The following is a 16,569-nucleotide window of genomic DNA, read 5'->3' as shown; positions in this document are numbered from 1 at the left end:
CATGGCTGACGCAAACACCGAAATCCAGACCGACGTCCCGGCCGAAGGCGGCCAGGAAGTCCGTGAAGGTCGCGGTCGCGGTCGCGGCCGTGGCGAACGCGGCGAGCGTGGCGGCCGTGGCCGTCGCGACGACCGCCGTGGCGGCCGTGGCAACAACGAGGAAGAACAGGGCGAGGAGCTCATCGAGAAGCTCGTCCACATCAACCGCGTTTCGAAGACCGTGAAGGGCGGTAAGCGCTTTGGTTTCGCAGCTCTCGTCGTCGTTGGCGACGGCAAGGGCCGCGTCGGCTTCGGCCACGCCAAGGCTCGCGAAGTGCCTGAAGCGATCACGAAGGCCACTGCTTCTGCAAAGAAGAAGATGGTTCGCGTGCCGCTCAAGGACGGTCGCACCCTGCACCATGACGGCAAGGGCCACTTCGGCGCCGGCAAGGTGAACGTGCGTACGGCTCCCGCTGGTACCGGCATCATCGCCGGTGGCCCGATGCGCGCCGTGTTCGAGAGCTTGGGTGTCCATGACGTCGTGACCAAGTCGGTCGGCACCTCGAATCCGTACAACATGATCCGCGCCACCTTCGACGCGCTGACCAACCAGACTTCGCCGAAGTCGGTTGCCCAGCGTCGTGGCAAGAAGGTCGCTGACCTTCTCGGTCGTGGCGGCGCCAGCGAGGCAGAGGCGGAAGCCGCTGCCGAAGCCATCGCGGAGTAATCAGTCATGGCGAAGATCAAGATCAAGCAGATCGGTTCGCCGATCCGTCGTCCCGAGAACCAGAAGAAGATCCTGATCGGTCTGGGCCTCGGTAAGATGCACAAGATCGTCGAACTGGAAGACACTGCGGAAGTCCGCGGTGCGATCGCCAAGCTTCCGCACATGGTTGCGGTGGTCGACTGATCGACCGGCCTTATGGCTGTTATGAAAGGGCTCCGGTGGAAACGCCGGGGCCTTTTTATTTGCCAGGTTGAGGCGTTACCTAGGGAAAAGGGTTGGGTTCGTTAACCAAGATCGGATATTCCTGGGCCTGAAAGAGGCTGCTTTGGACGGGGCTTTGTTATCGAACTGCGTTAGGGCGGTGAGTTCAGCCGCGACTTGTGATGCCTCGCAGGATCGCGATCGTGCGTCTTCTTTTGGTCGAAAGTGTTGGGGCTGGGCTAAGTTGGCACCGGCAAGCCTGTTCTTGGTTGTCGCCGGGTTGCTTCGGGCAAGCACTTTCGGTGATCCGAATGTCCACATCGACGAGGTCTTCTACCAGACGGTAGGCATTGCCATGCACCATGGTGCCATTCCGTATGTGGACGTGTGGGATCGGAAGCCATGGGGGCTGTTCTTTGTCTATTATCTGATAACGGGCCTGTCAGATGCGCCTCTTGCCTACCAGGCGGTGGCAACGGTTTTCGCGGCAGGGACGGCTCTTATTATTTCGCGCATCGCGGCCCGCTGGCATGGGGAGAAGGCCGGGATCTTTTGCGGTCTTGGCTATCTACTCTGGCTGGAACAGGCACAGGGTTTCTTTGGCCAGGCGCCGATCTGGTATAACTTGTTCGTGGCCAGCGCTGCTCTGCTGATTTTGGAGTGCGCGGCTAGCCTGAGCGAAGGCAGGGTTGACTGGCGGAGCTTCGCGGCGATGGTGATGGGCGGTTGTGCGATCACGATTAAGCAGACCAGCCTGTTCGAATGTGTCTGGCTTGGTCTTTATGCAACGCACGTTCTGTGGCGTGGGCCGCACGGAAGCCTGTGCAAGACGGCCGTCATTGCGGGGTGGTTGTTGGTTGGTGCGTTGCCTACGCTCGCCGTTGCTGCTGGTTACGGCTTGGCGGGCTATGGAACGATTTGGCTACAAGCGATGATCGGTGCGAACTTTCACAAGCCTATCGACACAGCGTCCTCGATGATCCGAGCGTTGATCATGTTCGTGATGCTGGCGCCATTCATTATGTTGTTTGTGCTGAGCTTGCCGACGATGGCTCGGGATGAGCGCAGGTTTCTGGCAGGTTGGTTGCTGGCGGCGCTCATGGGGCTAGTTTCGGTTCCGAACTTCTATCTCCATTACGCGCTCCCGATTCTCGTGCCGTTGTCGGTAGCTGCAGGAGGGTTCCTCGCCGGGCGATGGACGGGGGCGCTGGCATTGGGGGTGCTGGTGTTCCTGGCAATGCGCGACACGCAGGCGTTGGATTTCGAGCATGCCCAGCGTTCCCGTGCGGCTATTGATGCGCTGGCGACTGCCGTCAAGAGGCACGACGATGGATCGCCGTTGTTCGTCTATGACGGGCCTGTGCAGCTTTACGCACTTACGGGCCATCGTTTTGTGACGCCGCTCGTGTTCACGCCGCATCTTGCCCAGGCGATCGAGCGAGACGTCAGTCATCTGTCGACGCTGGGAGAAGTGCGCCGGGTTTTGGCGGAGCGGCCGGGGACGGTGGTGCTGGCCAGTAAGCCTTGGCAAGGCCCGGTGAACTGGGAGACGTTGGTTCCGGTGCGCGCTTATGCCTTGCGCAATTGCCGTCTGGTCGCGCGGGTGATGACCCCCTCCTGGCTTCATGAAGAAACGATCGACGTCTGGGGCGACTGCAATCGGCGGAATTGAGTGTAGACCGGGCGAAAAGCTGTGGTTTGGCGTAAGTCATGCTCCACTATCGTTGGAGAGTTGTGCTAAGCGCGCCGGTCTCCGGCAACGGAAACCCGTCGACACCAATGCATTCCCTGGGGGACACCTTGCTTCGCAGGACCATCGCGGCCTCTTCGCTGATTATTGCCACACTCGCCGTATCGGCTTGTAGCGGAGGCGGATCGAGCGAGGACGAGACTTATGTCGAGGAAAGCCCCGCAGCGGAGCCGCCTTGCGCCGATCCGTTGGCGGATCCGGTTACGCTGGAGCGCTATCGCAGTGCCGATCGTGCCTTGAAGGCGACGCTTGCTGCCGGTCGCGCTGATCCTATCGAAGAAGCGCAGAAGGCAATCGCCGCCGGAGATTTCCGGCTGGTTGCGGCGGTCACGGTCGAGGGGATCGACACGCGCGAGTTCGGTGCGCTCTGCGCCCTGCGCGGCGGTCTCAATCCGCGTATGGCGCGGGTGGTGACATATTATGGTGAGGACGGCGAGCCCTCGCCGGTTCCCAGCCTTAAACCTGGCGACCAGCCTTCGGATATCGCCAGCGACACGCCGGATAGTGCCCATGGCGACGGGCTCGTAGCCTTCGCGCGCGCGTTCAATGAATCCCTGATTAGTGATCCTGCCTATCCCTATCGAGACGTATGCCGCGTGCTTGAACCGCAGGACGCCGATGCCGCGGGCAAGGACGTCGGTTCGGCGCATGGCGCGATGGTCCGTGCCGTCAGTGAGGCGCCTAAACGTGATTACGGCTTTCCTGATCTTGGCCCGCTCTCAATCGGAGCGACACTCGCCGACGCTGCCCGGCGCGGTAACGTTGCCGCGATGCGACGTATGCTCGACGGTGAAGCCCGCAGCCAGAAGAAGGGGATCGCGTCTACGAAGCCGGGTGCCGAGGTGGCCCAAAGTTCTGTTATTCTTGATGCGCCGGATCTGTTCGGAATGACGCCGCTTGCATGGGCAATGGCCTACCGTCGGGGGGATGCTGTGCGTTTCCTGCTGGCTCGTCATGCCAGCCCGTCGGGCGCCCAGTGCCAGGCTCTCGTTGATCGCGATTCTCCGATGCAAATCGCCCGTTCGATGGGGTGGCTGGGCATGGTGCGGCGGATGAAGCCGATGGTTTCGTCTGAGGACTATGCTGCATTGGCCGAAGGACCGAAGCTTGCCGATGGAAGCAAGGGCACCTTCAACAGCGAACTGGCGAAGCTCGGTGATCGCTATGGCACCATTTTTAACAAGGACGAAATGACGCGCCACTCGCTCACCTTCAAGGTGGATGCGATGGGCAAGATGGCGTCCTGCGAGTTCACGCCGAAGAGCGTGTCGCCGGAATTCGATGCCGAGATCTGCAAGCTGGGCCGCGCGGTGCTTGAATGGTTGCCTGGACGCGATTCGGAAGGGCGTCCGCAAGGTGGAGAAGGCAAGGTGATGATCCGCTTGCGGGGGGCGTGAAGTGCCTTTTGGCCTGCGCAAAGCCGATTTTCGGGCCTTGTCGCGCCCATTAAGGGGTGACAAGCCTTAATCTTTCCCCTAAGCGGCGCCCTCCTTAAAGCGCGATTTAAAGCGAAAGCGAGTGCAGATTATGAAACTGAATGACATCCGTGACAACGCCGGCGCCCGTCACCGCCGCATCCGCGTGGGCCGTGGCATCGGTTCGGGCAAGGGCAAGACTGCCGGCCGCGGTCAGAAGGGTGCGAAGGCGCGCTCGGGCGTTTCGATCAACGGCTTCGAGGGCGGCCAGATGCCGCTCCACATGCGTCTTCCGAAGCGCGGCTTCAGCAACAAGAAGTTCGCCAGCGACTACGCCGAAGTGAACCTGGGCATGATCCAGAAGGCGATCGATGCTGGCAAGCTCGATATCGCGAACACCGTTGACCACGCCGCCCTTAAGGATGCAGGTCTCGCTCGCGGCGGCAAGGATGGCGTGCGCCTCCTCGCCAAGGGTGAACTGACCGCCAAGGTCACCTTCAACGTCGCCGGTGCCTCGAAGGGCGCCGTTGCTGCCGTCGAGAAGGCTGGTGGTTCGGTGATCGTTCCTGTCAAGGAAACCGCCGAGGCCTGAGGCCGAGCGGTATCGCATCCGCGATAGCTCATAGGGAGAGGGCGGGCGCCGGGCGCTTCGCCCTCTCTTCGTTCCGGGCAATCGGATATCCGATTCCAAGGGGCAATGACAGGTAGGGGTCTTTCAGACCTTGGACGAATGTCTATATGAGCGGACCAGAACCGGGGTTCGACAAGCCTGCGCGCAGTCGCTAAGGCAAGTGCGAACCGACTATTCGAGGCATTACCAATCGTCATGGCTTCTCGCGCCGACAACGTTGCCAGCTCGCTGAACCTGGCCAATTTCTCGAAGGCCACCGAACTCAAGAACCGTATCTGGTTCACGATCGGTGCGCTTATCGTCTTCCGCTTCCTGAGCTTCGTGCCGCTCCCGGGCGTCAACCCGGTGATTCTCGCCAAGCTCTACGACAAGACCCAGGGCGGCATTCTCGACCTGTTCAACACTTTCTCGGGTGGTTCGCTTTCGCGCATGAGCCTGATTGCGCTCGGCGTGATGCCTTACATCACCGCCTCGATCGTGGTTCAGCTGGCCGCGGCCCTGCACCCGGCGCTGATGGCGCTGAAGAAGGAGGGCGAAGCCGGCCGCAAGAAGCTCAACCAGTACACGCGCTACGGTGCCGTGCTGCTTTGCGCGATCCAGGGCTGGTTCCTGGCCGTGAGCCTTGAAGCCTACGGCGCGTCGAGTGGTCTGCCTGCCGTCGTCGATCCGGGCCTCGTGTTCCGCGTCGGGGCGGTTATCTCGCTGGTTGGCGGAACCATGTTCCTGCTGTGGCTGGGTGAGCAGATCACCGCGCGCGGCATCGGCAACGGCGTTTCGCTGATCATCATGGCTGGTATCGTCGCGCAGATGCCGACGTTCGCCAGCAACCTTGGCCAGGCGTACAGCGCCGGCGATACGGGTTCGATCCTGATTATCGCGCTCATCGTGCTGCTGGTCGGCATGATCCTGGGTATCTGCTTCTTCGAGCGCGCCCAGCGCCGCCTGCTGATCCAGTATCCCAAGCGCGCAACCCAGCGCGGCATGATGCAGGCCGACCGCAGTCACCTGCCGCTCAAGCTGAACACGGCTGGCGTCATTCCGCCCATCTTCGCCAGCTCGTTGCTGTTGTTGCCGCTGACGATCACGCAGTTCGCCGGCAAGTCGCTCAATCCCGATTCGTTCGGTGGCAAGCTTGTCATCACGCTCAACCAGTACCTTGGTCACGGGAAGCCGCTCTACATGGCGCTTTATGCCGGCGGCATCATCTTCTTTTCGTTCTTCTACACCGCCGTCGTCTTCAATCCCGAAGAGACTGCCGAGAACTTGAAGAAGAATGGCGGCTTCATCCCCGGCATCCGTCCGGGCAAGAACACTGCCAACTATCTGGACTACGTGTTGACGCGCGTGACCGTGATTGGCGCGCTGTACCTGACCGTGGTTTGCACCGTTCCCGAGTACTTCCTCTCGATGACCGGTCTGCCGCTGCTGTTCATGGGCGGCACCAGCCTGCTGATCGTCGTCAACGTGACGGTCGACACCATCACCCAGATCCAGTCGCATTTGCTGGCGCACCAGTATGGCGACCTGATCAAGAAGGCCAAGCTGAAGGGACGTCTGCGCTGAATGCAGTGCAGACCAGGGATAATTGAGGGGTTAAGGCGTGAATATCATCCTGTTGGGCCCGCCGGGGGCGGGCAAGGGCACCCAGGCGCAGCGTCTGGTTGAAAAGCACGGCATGCGCCAGCTTTCGACTGGCGACATGCTGCGCGCCGCCGTCAAGGCGGGGACGCCCACCGGCCTGGAAGCGAAGGCGGTCATGGATCGCGGCGAACTGGTTTCGGACGCGATCGTTTCGGCGTTGATCGGTGAGGAACTCGATGTGATGGGCGTCGGCGTTGGCGCGATCTTCGACGGTTATCCGCGCACGGCGGCGCAGGCCGAATCGCTCGACGAGATCTTGTCGGCACGCGGTCGCAAGCTCGACCGTGTGGTGGAACTCGAAGTGAACGAAGACGCGTTGGTTGAGCGCATTACCGGTCGCTTCACTTGCTCCACGTGCGGCAAGGGCTACCACGACAAGTTCGAACAGCCCAAGGTCCCGGGTGTGTGTGACAAGTGCGGCGGTACCGAGTTCAAGCGTCGTCCGGACGACAATGCCGAGACCGTGCGCACACGCATGGCTGAGTACCGAGCCAAGACCGCGCCGATCCTGCCGATCTACGAGGAGCGTGGGATCGTCTCCAAGGTCGACGGAATGGCTGAAATGGATGATGTGACGGCTGCCATCGAGGCGGCGCTCAAATCCTGATGCATCAAGGGGCTCGCGGAATACCGCGGGCCCTTTTCGCATCCGGAATGGGGCGCTAGGCTTGCGGTGTCGCCGGGCTTGTCGTGTCATGTCCCGGATGTTTCGACGGGGCAAACGATGATGAATTCTGCAAGGTACGCGGCGTTGGCGCTGGCTGCATGGGGTGTGGCTTTTACCGGCGCGGCTGAGGCCAAAGTGCAGGAAGTAAGCGAGCGCGGGATCGTCCTGCGCTACGTTGCCCATGTGTCGGTCGGGCCGGAAGAGACCTGGGCGGTGTTGGTGAAGCCGTCGCAGTGGTGGGATTCGGAGCATACCTATTCGGGCGATGCGGCCAATCTCACGCTTGATGCCCGGCCTGGCGGCTGTTTCTGCGAAGTGCTGCCGGCCGCCGCTGGGGCCGAGGGAGGTGCGCGTGGCGGCGTGGAGCACATGCGGGCCATCTACGTTGACAAGGGCAGGGCGCTTCGGCTCTCGGGCGCGCTCGGGCCGCTGCAGGCCGACGCGGCGGTGGCAACGCTGACCTTCCAGTTCAAGCCGGATGAGACCGGGACGCAGGTTCTCGTCGAATACGTGGTCGGCGGTTATTTCCGCGGTGACCCGGCAAAGCTGGCGCCGATGTTCGACGGCGTGCTGGGCGAGCAGGTGGGCCGTCTGGTGGAGAAACTGGGGGGCTCATTCGCGGCGGCGTTCCGGCCGGAAACGATGGACGAGGGTATTCCTGAAGCGGCTGCCGTGCCTGCCGAGCTGGCCGGGCCGCCAGTGCCCAAGGCGGACGGCAAGGCGCGGATCATCGGCCGTTGACGGGGAGAAATGCCGCGCCATTGTACGCAGGTGATTGCGCGCGCGGCGCTTTCTTTGACTGCGCCGGCGGATTGCGGTATAATCCATCTATCATGGGTGCCGCGCGACCCGCCGAAGAGCGGCAGTGCATCCGTCGGCCAGTGCGCGCGCTTCGTCGCGCCGATGAGGTCGCACATCGGGCCATGCAGCCCGAGCGCTGGAGTCGAGGTTTGCAGGCGTTGACATGCCTTGCGAATCGGTCTAAGCGCGCCGTTCACTTGACACTTGCGGCAAGTCCGGATGGCGCAGGCAACCATGTTGCTGTGCTCCGGACCTTTTGCCATTTCGGCAGTTTCAGGTGTTTGAGCGTTGAGATGGGAAAGCCCGAAAGGGCATTCCTGTGGAGCATGGAGAATTAAGTGGCTCGTATTGCAGGGGTAAATCTCCCCACCAACAAGCGCGTTATCATCGCGCTGACCTATATCCATGGCATCGGTCGTACCAAGGCCCTGGAAATCGCTGATAAGCTGGGCATTGATCACAGCCGGCGCATTCAGGACCTGTCGGACGCGGAAGTCCTGCAGATTCGCGAAACCATCGACGCGGAGCACACCGTCGAAGGCGACCTTCGTCGCGAAACCGCGATGAACATCAAGCGTCTGATGGACCTCGCCTGCTACCGTGGCCTGCGTCACCGCAAGGGTTTGCCGGTTCGTGGCCAGCGCACGCATACCAATGCGCGCACCCGCAAGGGCAAGGCCAAGCCGATCGCCGGCAAGAAGAAGTAAGTCGCCTTTCGGCTTCTTTCCCGCAGCGACTAATCTACAGGATATACGGACATGGCACGCGAACCCCAGCGCATTAAGCGCCGCGAACGCAAGAACATCACCAGCGGCATCGCCCACGTGAATGCTAGCTTCAACAACACCATGGTGACCATCACCGACGCCCAGGGCAACGCGATCTCGTGGTCCTCGGCCGGCATGATGGGCTTTAAGGGCAGCCGCAAGTCGACTCCCTACGCCGCGCAGGTCGCCGCTGACGACGCCGGCAAGAAGGCCGCCGAACACGGCGTGCGCACCCTTGAAGTCGAAGTCAAGGGCCCGGGTTCGGGCCGTGAGAGCGCGCTGCGCGCCCTCCAGGCTGTCGGCTTCACCATTACCTCGATCCGCGACGTGACGCCGATCCCGCACAACGGTGTTCGTCCGTCGAAGCGCCGTCGCGTCTGATCGAGCTAATACGGACGGCGAACCGGTCGCCGTCCGACTTCGGAACGTCCCGGGCCTTTCCACCAGGCTTCGGGGCGTAACCGCCATCACTCCCAGGGGAAGTCCATGACTGTCAACATCAAGAACTGGCAGGAACTCAAGAAGCCGAACAGCCTTGAGATCAAGCCGGGACCCGACCCCAAGCTGAAGGCGACCTTCATCGCCGAACCGCTGGAGCGTGGCTTCGGCCTGACGCTCGGCAACGCGCTGCGCCGCGTGCTGCTCTCCTCGCTTCAGGGAGCCGCGATCACCTCGATCAAGATCGAGAACGTCCTTCACGAGTTCTCGTCGCTGGCCGGCGTTCGCGAAGACGTCACGGACATCGTCCTCAACGTCAAGCAGATCGCGCTCAAGATGCAGGGCGAAGGCCCGAAGCGTCTCCAGCTCTCGGCCACTGGCCCGGGCGAAGTGAAGGCCGGCGACATCGCCGTGTCGGGCGACATTGAGGTCATGAACAAGGACCTCGTGATCTGCCACCTCGACGATGGTGCGGTCCTGAACATGGAACTCACCGCCGACACCGGCAAGGGCTACGTCCCCGCCGTGTCGAACCGTCCCGTTGATGCGCCGATCGGTCTTATCCCGGTCGACTCGCTCTACTCGCCGGTCCGTCAGGTCAGCTACAAGGTCGACAATGCCCGTATCGGTCAGGAACTCGACTACGACAAGCTGAGCCTCACGGTCGAAACCGACGGCACTGTCACCCCGGAAGACGCCGTTGCCTATGCAGCGCGCATTCTTCAGGACCAGCTCGCGCTGTTCGTCCACTTCGAGGACATTGCCCCGGTTGGCGCTTCGCCGATGATCGGTATGGCTGCTGGCGGCGCTACTGCTTCGGAGGAGAGCGACACCAACCAACTCAACCGCTACCTCCTCAAGAAGGTGGACGAGTTGGAACTGTCGGTCCGTTCGGCCAACTGTCTCAAGAACGACAACATCATCTACATCGGCGATCTGGTCCAGAAGACCGAAGCCGAGATGCTGCGCACGCCGAACTTCGGCCGCAAGTCGCTCAATGAGATCAAGGAAGTCCTTTCGTCGATGGGCTTGCGCCTCGGCATGGATATCCCGGGCTGGCCGCCCGAAAACATCGAAGAGATGGCTAAGAAGCTGGAGCAGGAACTGCTCGGCTGATTGGCATTGTCGATACCGAATTGAAGAGGGCCTCGCGGGAAACTGTGGGGCCTTTTTCTTTGGCCATTGGCTGCATGAGATGTGCGCTTCATCTGCATTAAAAGATCATTTTGGGGTGGGAGGTGCCGCGTCTACCAAGTGGTGATGCACGATCATTCCAAATACAACGCCACGTTTAGCCTGCGCGCCCGGCTAACGAGTTTGGGTTTCGCGTGGCGTGGGCTTTGCCTGATGGGCGTACGGGAGCATAATGCGTGGGTGCATTTAGCCGCGCCGATAGGTGTCGTGGGCGGCGGACTGGGCTTGAATGTTTCGGCACGAGATTGGTGCGCGCTGCTGCTCGCCATGGCGCTGGTGTGGCTCGCAGAGGCATTCAACACCGCGATCGAGACCCTGTGCGATCGGGGCGAGCCAGGGTTTGATGAGGCGATCAGGAACATCAAGGACATCGCGGCAGGAGGAGTTTTGATCGCTGCGGTCGCGGCGGCGGCTGTCGGATTTTTGACGCTCGGGCCACCGCTTCTTGTCTTACTGACATGAGGGAATGAATTGCAACACTTGACTCTCACGCGGTTTTCGTATTGAGCGCGCCTTCACACATACCGGCTTTGGGCGGTGGCCGTACCACATCGCCAGGCAGGCAGTACCTTGAACGGCTGTCTGACGAACGGAGAAAAAGACATGCGTCATAAGTATGGTCAGCGTAAGCTGCAGCGTACCTCGGGTCACCGCGCCGCGCTGCTGCGCAACATGGCTGCCGCGCTCATCAAGCATGAGCAGATCCAGACCACTACGCCCAAGGCGAAGGAACTTCGCCCCTATCTCGAAAAGCTGATTACGCTCGCGAAGCATGGTGGCCTTTCGAACCGTCGTTTGGCGCATGCTCGCCTGATGGACGAGGTACAGGAAAAGAAGCTCTTCGAAGTGCTGGCAGAGCGTTATGCCGGCCGTGCTGGCGGCTATACCCGTATCATCAAGGCTGGCATTCGCGCATCGGATGCCGCTCCGATTGCGATCATCGAGCTCGTCGACCGTGATATTTCGGAAAAGGGCAAGGACTCTGGTCCGGTCCTGACCGACGAAAACGAATACGCTGAGGCCTGATCGGGTGGCGTGCCCTCCGTGCCCTTTTTAGGGGCAGGGTCGGGGCAAAAATTGTAAAGGGCGGTTACGGGTGACGAACTCGTAACCGCCTTTTTCTGTTTGGCGACGAGGCGGTTAATCGGAGCATGACGAGATGGAGGTCGCTCTGAACGCTGAGGCTAGAAGCTACGCTCGATTCGTTACGACATTCAAGGCAGGGCATGATAGCGTCCCCTCCAATGGCAATGAAACGGATTCATGTGCGTCGGTTCGAACGTCTGTGTGGTGATGATTTAAGGGGCTGGGAAGGTGGCCCGGCTTGATCAGGTGGGATCATCCGATGGCTCGAAATGGACGAAAATAGGGGCGCGAAAACAAGAATCGATTCAGTCTAGACGGATCATGCTCTATCGGCCCCGTCCGGGCCATTGTGGACAGGCAGACCTAGTGACCAGTGGATAGCGGCGCCGCGCAGAGTAAAGCCTGCTGCGGCAGCCAGCGCCCAGCTAAGGCTCGCCGATAGCCCCACAGTGATGCCCGCCGCAGCTAGCGCAGCGGCCAGTGCGGCAGCAGTCACATAAAGTTCTGGCCGCATTAAGATGGAGGGACGACCGGCCAAAACGTCGCGAATAATCCCACCTACACAGCCGGTCACAACACCCATGAGAATAGCGGGGGCAACCGGGACGCCCCAAGCGAGGGCCTTGATCGTGCCGAATACCGCGTACACGGAGAGGCCCAATGCGTCGGCCCATTCCAGTAGGCGGCCCTGCCACCACCTGACTGGCGTGAACCACGCGAGCAGCGCAACGGCGAGGCACACCGGTGCAACGTATTGGTCGCGGATCCAGAACACCGGCGCGCCAATGAGCAGGTCGCGCAAGGTGCCTCCGCCGACTCCAGTCATCAGCGCGAAAAAGGCGGCGGTGATAAATGTTTGACGCATTTGTACGGCTGAAAGTGCGCCGGACAGTGCGAAGACAGCAATGCCGAATAAGTCGATTACCGGTGGGAGTACAGGGTTAAGGGGCGGATCCATGGTCAACATGTCTGTAGCATAGGTCCGTTGGGCAGGCTTCGGAAAGAGGGCCCGCTGCGCGACAGTGTGGATCGCACTCCAGCGGCAATCAAGAGGATATCCGCTATCTGATGATCCAGCGTAAGCTGATGCCCGAAGTCTTGGGTGTTCTGGGGGGCGACGAACAGAATGCGAATTCCCATTGCCTGACGGCTGAACGTTCCGGAACAGTACGATTGTTATATCTCGTAATTGTTCGTTGCAGGCGCCGCGCGTTGCAGTGCCATTTAAGCACCGTTTTGCTGTACCGTAGACCATACTGCCATGTGCATGCCTGCAGCTCCGCATCGGTGGTCTGTCTGCTCTGAAACGACCGGCCTACCACGCTGGGGAGTGGAGTAGGAAGTGCATAAGCGCTTCCCCTCCCCGAACCGTACGTGCACCTTTCAGCGCATACGGCTCTCCATTCAACCTTGGCCCAAGGCCATGGCGACATCATGATAGCGAGAAGTGACGGTGTTTCGGAGTTCGTCCCTGAAGATGTAGGGGTTTCGTTCCGGGTTCCGCCACCGCAACTGCATCTTCTGGCTAGGTGTTTGGTCCCAGCATGTGATCGGCTGAACGATAAAGCCCTCGGGCTTTGATTTCCAGAGTTGTTCGATGGCCTCGTAAGGCGTCCTGAACTTCAGAGCGACATTCTTGGCATACCGCGCATTCACGCGGATGACGTGGAAACCATGCTCCTCCAACACTTCGAACGCTGGGATCCATTTGGCGGCGGTAGATTCCATCGCCAGGCTTGTGACGCCGCACGCTTTGAACCAGCGCGCCATATCATGCAGGTCACCGGTGAATGTGTTGAATGCGCGTACGGGCCGATCATCGGCGCCGGGATTGACCGCTGCCATGTCCAGGGGGATCCGATATCGATCGTCGCCGCGCCCGGCACAATCATCGGCATATCGCCGACTTTCGCCGCTTTTTATCTACTCATTCCTCATCTCCTCCAGAATGGGGGGCATGGGCGATGCAAACCGTCATTTTCCTAATCGGGATCACCGCTGTGCGGCGCCACCACTCTCAAGTGCGTAACTGCTCACAGACTACGTTTTTTAACGGGGTATCATGCCACCAATATGCGAACGGCCGCAGCCCTCCTGGTGAGCCGCATAGCACGGCCCGTTTCTCGCGCGCGCAGGCGGGCTAAACCCGCGACCGTTTTTTAGAATGTCGCGCTCCTCGGTCGTCCGGGCAAGCTCGCGCTTCAACTGATGGATCTCGGCATCCTTGCAGGCATCGCCAGACACCACCTTCGCCAGTTGCCGCTTCCAAGCGCACAGTGAATGCTGACTGACGCCGCGCCGCGCGGATACCTCCGCTACCGGATACCGACGTTCGGTGATCTGGGCCACCGCATCACGCTTGAACTCATCGCTGAAATTAGGCTCCCCTTCGTCGTCTCCAGCCCTTAAAATTAGGATAGAAGGCGTCCAGAAATCTAGGGGCTACTCATTTTGAACCGAAAAAGGCCGGTGGCGCTTCTGCGCCACCGGCCTTTGCTTGCCTTCTGGGAAGGGCCGCCGATCAGATGTGGATCGGCTTGCCGGTGACGGCCATGGCCGCTTCCTTGATCGCTTCCGAGTGGGTCGGGTGCGCGTGGCAGGTGTAGGCGATGTCTTCCGAGGTCGCGCCGAATTCCATGGCCTGCGCAGCCTGGGCGATCATCGTGCCCGCCACCGAGGCGATACACCACACGCCGAGCACGCGGTCGGTTTCAGCGTCGGCGATCACCTTCACGAAGCCATCGGGCTCGTGGTTGGTCTTGGCGCGCGAGTTGGCGAGCATCGGGAACTTGCCGACCTTCACGCCGCCGCGAGCCTTGGCGGCTTCTTCGGTCAGGCCCACGCCGGCGATTTCGGGCTGCGTGTAGACCACGCCCGGGATCACGTCGTGGTTTACGATGCCGGTCAGGCCCGCGATGTTCTCGGCCACGGCGATGCCTTCGTCTTCGGCCTTGTGCGCGAGCATCGGGCCGGGGATCACGTCGCCGATAGCCCATACGCCGGACACCTTGGTGCCGAAGTCGTGGTCGGTCTCGATCTGGCCGCGCTGGTTGAGTTCGAGGCCGATGTTCGCGAGGCCGAGGCCGTCGGTGTTCGGCTTGCGGCCGATGGCGACGAGCACGACGTCCGCGTCGATCACTTCGGCAGCGCCGCCGGCGGCGGGCTCGACAGTGACCTTGGCAGCCTTGCCTTCAACCGCAACGCCGGTGACCTTGGTCGAAAGCTTGAGCGTCATACCCTGCTTCTTGAAGATCTTGGCGGCTTCCTTGCGGACGTCGAGGTCCATGCCGGGGAGCAACTGGTCGAGGAATTCGACAACGGTGACTTCCGCGCCGAGACGGCGCCAGACCGAACCGAGTTCGAGGCCGATCACGCCGCCGCCGATGACGACCATCTTCTTCGGGACGGAGGCCAGTTCCAGCGCGCCGGTCGAGTCCACGACCACGCCGCCGGCGTTGTCGATCTCGACGCCCGGAAGCGGGGTGACCGAGGAACCGGTGGCGATCACGATGTTCTTGGCGGTGACGGTCTTGCCGGCAACCTCAACGCTATGCGCGTCCTTGAACTGGGCGAAGCCCTTTAGCCAGTCGATCTTGTTCTTCTTGAACAGGAACTCGATGCCGCCGGTCAGGCCCTTCACGGCGTCCTTGCGCTGGCCCTGCATGGTGTCGAGGTCAAGCTCGGGGGTCACCTTGATGCCCATCGCCGCCATCGCGCCGCCCTTGGCCGCGTCGAAGTATTCCGAAGCGTGGAGCAGCGCCTTCGAGGGGATGCAGCCGACGTTGAGGCAGGTTCCGCCCAGCGTCTCGCGGCCTTCGGCGCAAGCGGTCTTCAGACCAAGCTGCGCGGCGCGGATCGCTGCGACATAGCCGCCAGGGCCGGCACCGATGACAAGGACGTCGTAATCGTAATCAGCCATTGTTCAGGCCTCCGTACGCTCGTGCTTCGCACTAATAGCTACGAGCGGAAAATAGTCATTGGATCTCACGTGAAAACCCCGCCCGACCAAGATCGGTGCGGACGGGGCATTCGGATCAGAGGTCGATGAGGAGACGGGTGGGATCCTCGATCGCTTCCTTGATGGTCTTCAGCGCGGTAACGGCTTCGCGACCGTCGATGATGCGGTGGTCGTAGGACAGCGCGATGTACATCATCGGGCGGATCACGATCTCGCCGTTACGCACGACCGGGCGGTCCTCGATGCGGTGCAGACCGAGCACGGCCGACTGCGGGGGGTTGATGATGGGGGTCGACATCAGGCCGCCGAACACGCCGCCGTTCGAGATGGTGAAGGTACCACCGGCCATGTCGGCCATGGTCATGGTGCCTTCCTTGGCCTTCTTGCCGAATTCGGCAATGGCCTTCTCGATGCCGGCGAAGCCCAGCTTGTCGCAGTCCTTCACGACCGGAACGACGAGGCCGTTGGGGGCCGAGACGGCGATCGAGATGTCGACGTAGTCGTGGTAGACGATCTCGTCACCGTCGATCTGTGCGTTGACGGCCGGGATGTCCTTGAGGGCGAGGACCGAAGCCTTGGCGAAGAACGACATGAAGCCGAGCTTGATGCCGTGCTTCTTCTGGAACACGTCCTTGTACTTCTCGCGCGCTTCGATGACGGCCGACATGTCGACGTCGTTGAAGGTGGTGAGAAGCGCGGCGTTGTCCTGTGCGGACTTCAGGCGCTTGGCGATGGTCTGGCGCAGACGCGTCATCTTGACGCGCTCTTCGTTGCGCGCAGCCGGAGCAGCGGCAGCCGAAGCAGCGACAGGGGCCGAAGCCGGCTTGTTCTTGGCCGCTTCAAGGACGTCGTCCTTGGTGATGCGGCCGTCCTTGCCGGTGCCCTTGATGGTGGCGGGGTCGATGCCATGCTCAAGGATCGCGCGGCGCACCGCCGGCGACAGAACCGAGGAACCGGCCGAAGCGTCGTCCGCGGCAGGAGCCGGGGCGGGCGCGACGGCAGCGGCAGCCGGGGCCGGAGCAGGGGCGGCAGCAGCCGGAGCGGCTGCGGGGGCAGCAGCGGCGCCCGAGCCTGCTTCGATCGTGGCGATCAGCGCGCCGACGACGACGGTGTCGCCTTCCTTGGCAAGCTGCTGTCCCATGACGCCGGCGTGCGGCGCCATGACGTCGATGGCGACCTTGTCGGTCTCGAGGCTGGCGATGGGCTCGTCAGCGGCAACCGGCTCGCCGGGCTGCTTCAGCCACTGGCCGATGGTGGCCTCGGCGACGGATTCCCCGAGGACGGGGACCTTGACTTCGGTGGTCATGATTTATC

Annotated in this window: 16 protein-coding genes and 2 pseudogenes; 13 read left to right on the top strand and 5 right to left on the bottom strand. The window is 61.7% G+C overall.

The window, feature by feature from the left end:
* The first annotated feature begins 1 nt into the window (after position 1).
* The 13 genes from rpsE (at position 2) to rplQ (ending at position 11,237) form a co-directional block, all read left to right on the top strand.
* Complete coding sequence (rpsE, locus tag DM450_RS11995) at positions 2–706, top strand: 30S ribosomal protein S5 (protein WP_142635091.1); 705 nt, start codon at positions 2–4, stop codon at positions 704–706.
* Between the two features lie 6 nt (positions 707–712).
* The gene (rpmD, locus tag DM450_RS11990) at positions 713–889 is read left to right on the top strand and encodes a 50S ribosomal protein L30 (protein ID WP_142635089.1); all 177 of its coding nucleotides are present in this window, start codon (positions 713–715) and stop codon (positions 887–889) included.
* A gap of 262 nt (positions 890–1,151) precedes the next feature.
* Positions 1,152–2,579, top strand: a complete 1,428-nt coding sequence (locus DM450_RS11985; RefSeq protein ID WP_142635087.1) for a hypothetical protein — start codon at positions 1,152–1,154, stop codon at positions 2,577–2,579.
* A 38-nt stretch (positions 2,580–2,617) separates the two neighbouring features.
* A complete protein-coding gene (locus tag DM450_RS11980; RefSeq protein WP_142635085.1) occupies positions 2,618–4,054 on the top strand; it encodes an ankyrin repeat domain-containing protein in 1,437 nt (478 codons plus the stop codon).
* Positions 4,055–4,184: 130 nt separating this feature from the next.
* Complete coding sequence (gene rplO, locus DM450_RS11975; RefSeq protein ID WP_142635083.1) at positions 4,185–4,664, top strand: 50S ribosomal protein L15; 480 nt, start codon at positions 4,185–4,187, stop codon at positions 4,662–4,664.
* Positions 4,665–4,898: 234 nt separating this feature from the next.
* Positions 4,899–6,266 carry a preprotein translocase subunit SecY gene (gene secY / locus DM450_RS11970; protein ID WP_142635081.1) on the top strand — a complete coding sequence of 456 codons (1,368 nt, stop codon included), beginning with the start codon at positions 4,899–4,901 and terminating at the stop codon, positions 6,264–6,266.
* Positions 6,267–6,303: 37 nt separating this feature from the next.
* Positions 6,304–6,951 (top strand): adenylate kinase, encoded by a 648-nt coding sequence (locus tag DM450_RS11965; RefSeq protein WP_142635079.1) that lies wholly within the window; start codon positions 6,304–6,306, stop codon positions 6,949–6,951.
* A gap of 117 nt (positions 6,952–7,068) precedes the next feature.
* Positions 7,069–7,752: an SRPBCC family protein gene (locus tag DM450_RS11960; protein WP_260609834.1), complete on the top strand. Its 684-nt coding sequence runs from the start codon at positions 7,069–7,071 to the stop codon at positions 7,750–7,752.
* A 398-nt stretch (positions 7,753–8,150) separates the two neighbouring features.
* The gene (gene rpsM, locus DM450_RS11955; protein WP_142635077.1) at positions 8,151–8,519 is read left to right on the top strand and encodes a 30S ribosomal protein S13; all 369 of its coding nucleotides are present in this window, start codon (positions 8,151–8,153) and stop codon (positions 8,517–8,519) included.
* Between the two features lie 51 nt (positions 8,520–8,570).
* Positions 8,571–8,960, top strand: coding sequence for a 30S ribosomal protein S11 (gene rpsK, locus DM450_RS11950; RefSeq protein ID WP_007011846.1), 390 nt, complete (start codon positions 8,571–8,573; stop codon positions 8,958–8,960).
* Positions 8,961–9,065: 105 nt separating this feature from the next.
* Complete coding sequence (locus DM450_RS11945) at positions 9,066–10,133, top strand: DNA-directed RNA polymerase subunit alpha (RefSeq protein WP_142635074.1); 1,068 nt, start codon at positions 9,066–9,068, stop codon at positions 10,131–10,133.
* Positions 10,134–10,277: 144 nt separating this feature from the next.
* Complete coding sequence (locus DM450_RS11940; RefSeq protein ID WP_142635072.1) at positions 10,278–10,673, top strand: diacylglycerol kinase family protein; 396 nt, start codon at positions 10,278–10,280, stop codon at positions 10,671–10,673.
* Positions 10,674–10,814: 141 nt separating this feature from the next.
* Positions 10,815–11,237, top strand: a complete 423-nt coding sequence (rplQ, locus tag DM450_RS11935; RefSeq protein ID WP_142637825.1) for a 50S ribosomal protein L17 — start codon at positions 10,815–10,817, stop codon at positions 11,235–11,237.
* Between the two features lie 379 nt (positions 11,238–11,616).
* Here the strand turns inward: rplQ and DM450_RS11930 are convergent, their stop codons facing one another.
* The 5 genes and pseudogenes from DM450_RS11930 to odhB form a co-directional block, all read right to left on the bottom strand.
* Positions 11,617–12,255, bottom strand: coding sequence for a trimeric intracellular cation channel family protein (locus tag DM450_RS11930; RefSeq protein WP_142637823.1), 639 nt, complete (start codon positions 12,253–12,255; stop codon positions 11,617–11,619).
* Between the two features lie 567 nt (positions 12,256–12,822).
* Positions 12,823–12,941 (bottom strand): annotated as a pseudogene (locus tag DM450_RS25845) (IS481 family transposase); the annotation flags it as partial.
* 507 nt (positions 12,942–13,448) lie between these two features.
* Positions 13,449–13,709, bottom strand: a pseudogene (locus DM450_RS11915) (transposase); the annotation flags it as partial.
* A 109-nt stretch (positions 13,710–13,818) separates the two neighbouring features.
* The gene (gene lpdA / locus DM450_RS11910; RefSeq protein WP_142635068.1) at positions 13,819–15,216 is read right to left on the bottom strand and encodes a dihydrolipoyl dehydrogenase; all 1,398 of its coding nucleotides are present in this window, start codon (positions 15,214–15,216) and stop codon (positions 13,819–13,821) included.
* A 115-nt stretch (positions 15,217–15,331) separates the two neighbouring features.
* The gene (gene odhB, locus DM450_RS11905) at positions 15,332–16,561 is read right to left on the bottom strand and encodes a 2-oxoglutarate dehydrogenase complex dihydrolipoyllysine-residue succinyltransferase (RefSeq protein WP_142635066.1); all 1,230 of its coding nucleotides are present in this window, start codon (positions 16,559–16,561) and stop codon (positions 15,332–15,334) included.
* Between the last annotated feature and the right edge of the window lie 8 nt (positions 16,562–16,569).

The sequence above is a fragment of the Sphingomonas sp. IC081 genome (assembly GCF_006874585.1).
GTDB lineage: Bacteria > Pseudomonadota > Alphaproteobacteria > Sphingomonadales > Sphingomonadaceae > Novosphingobium.
The sequence above is the reverse complement of the archived record's forward strand: the minus strand, read 5'-3'. Positions and strand labels throughout refer to the sequence as shown.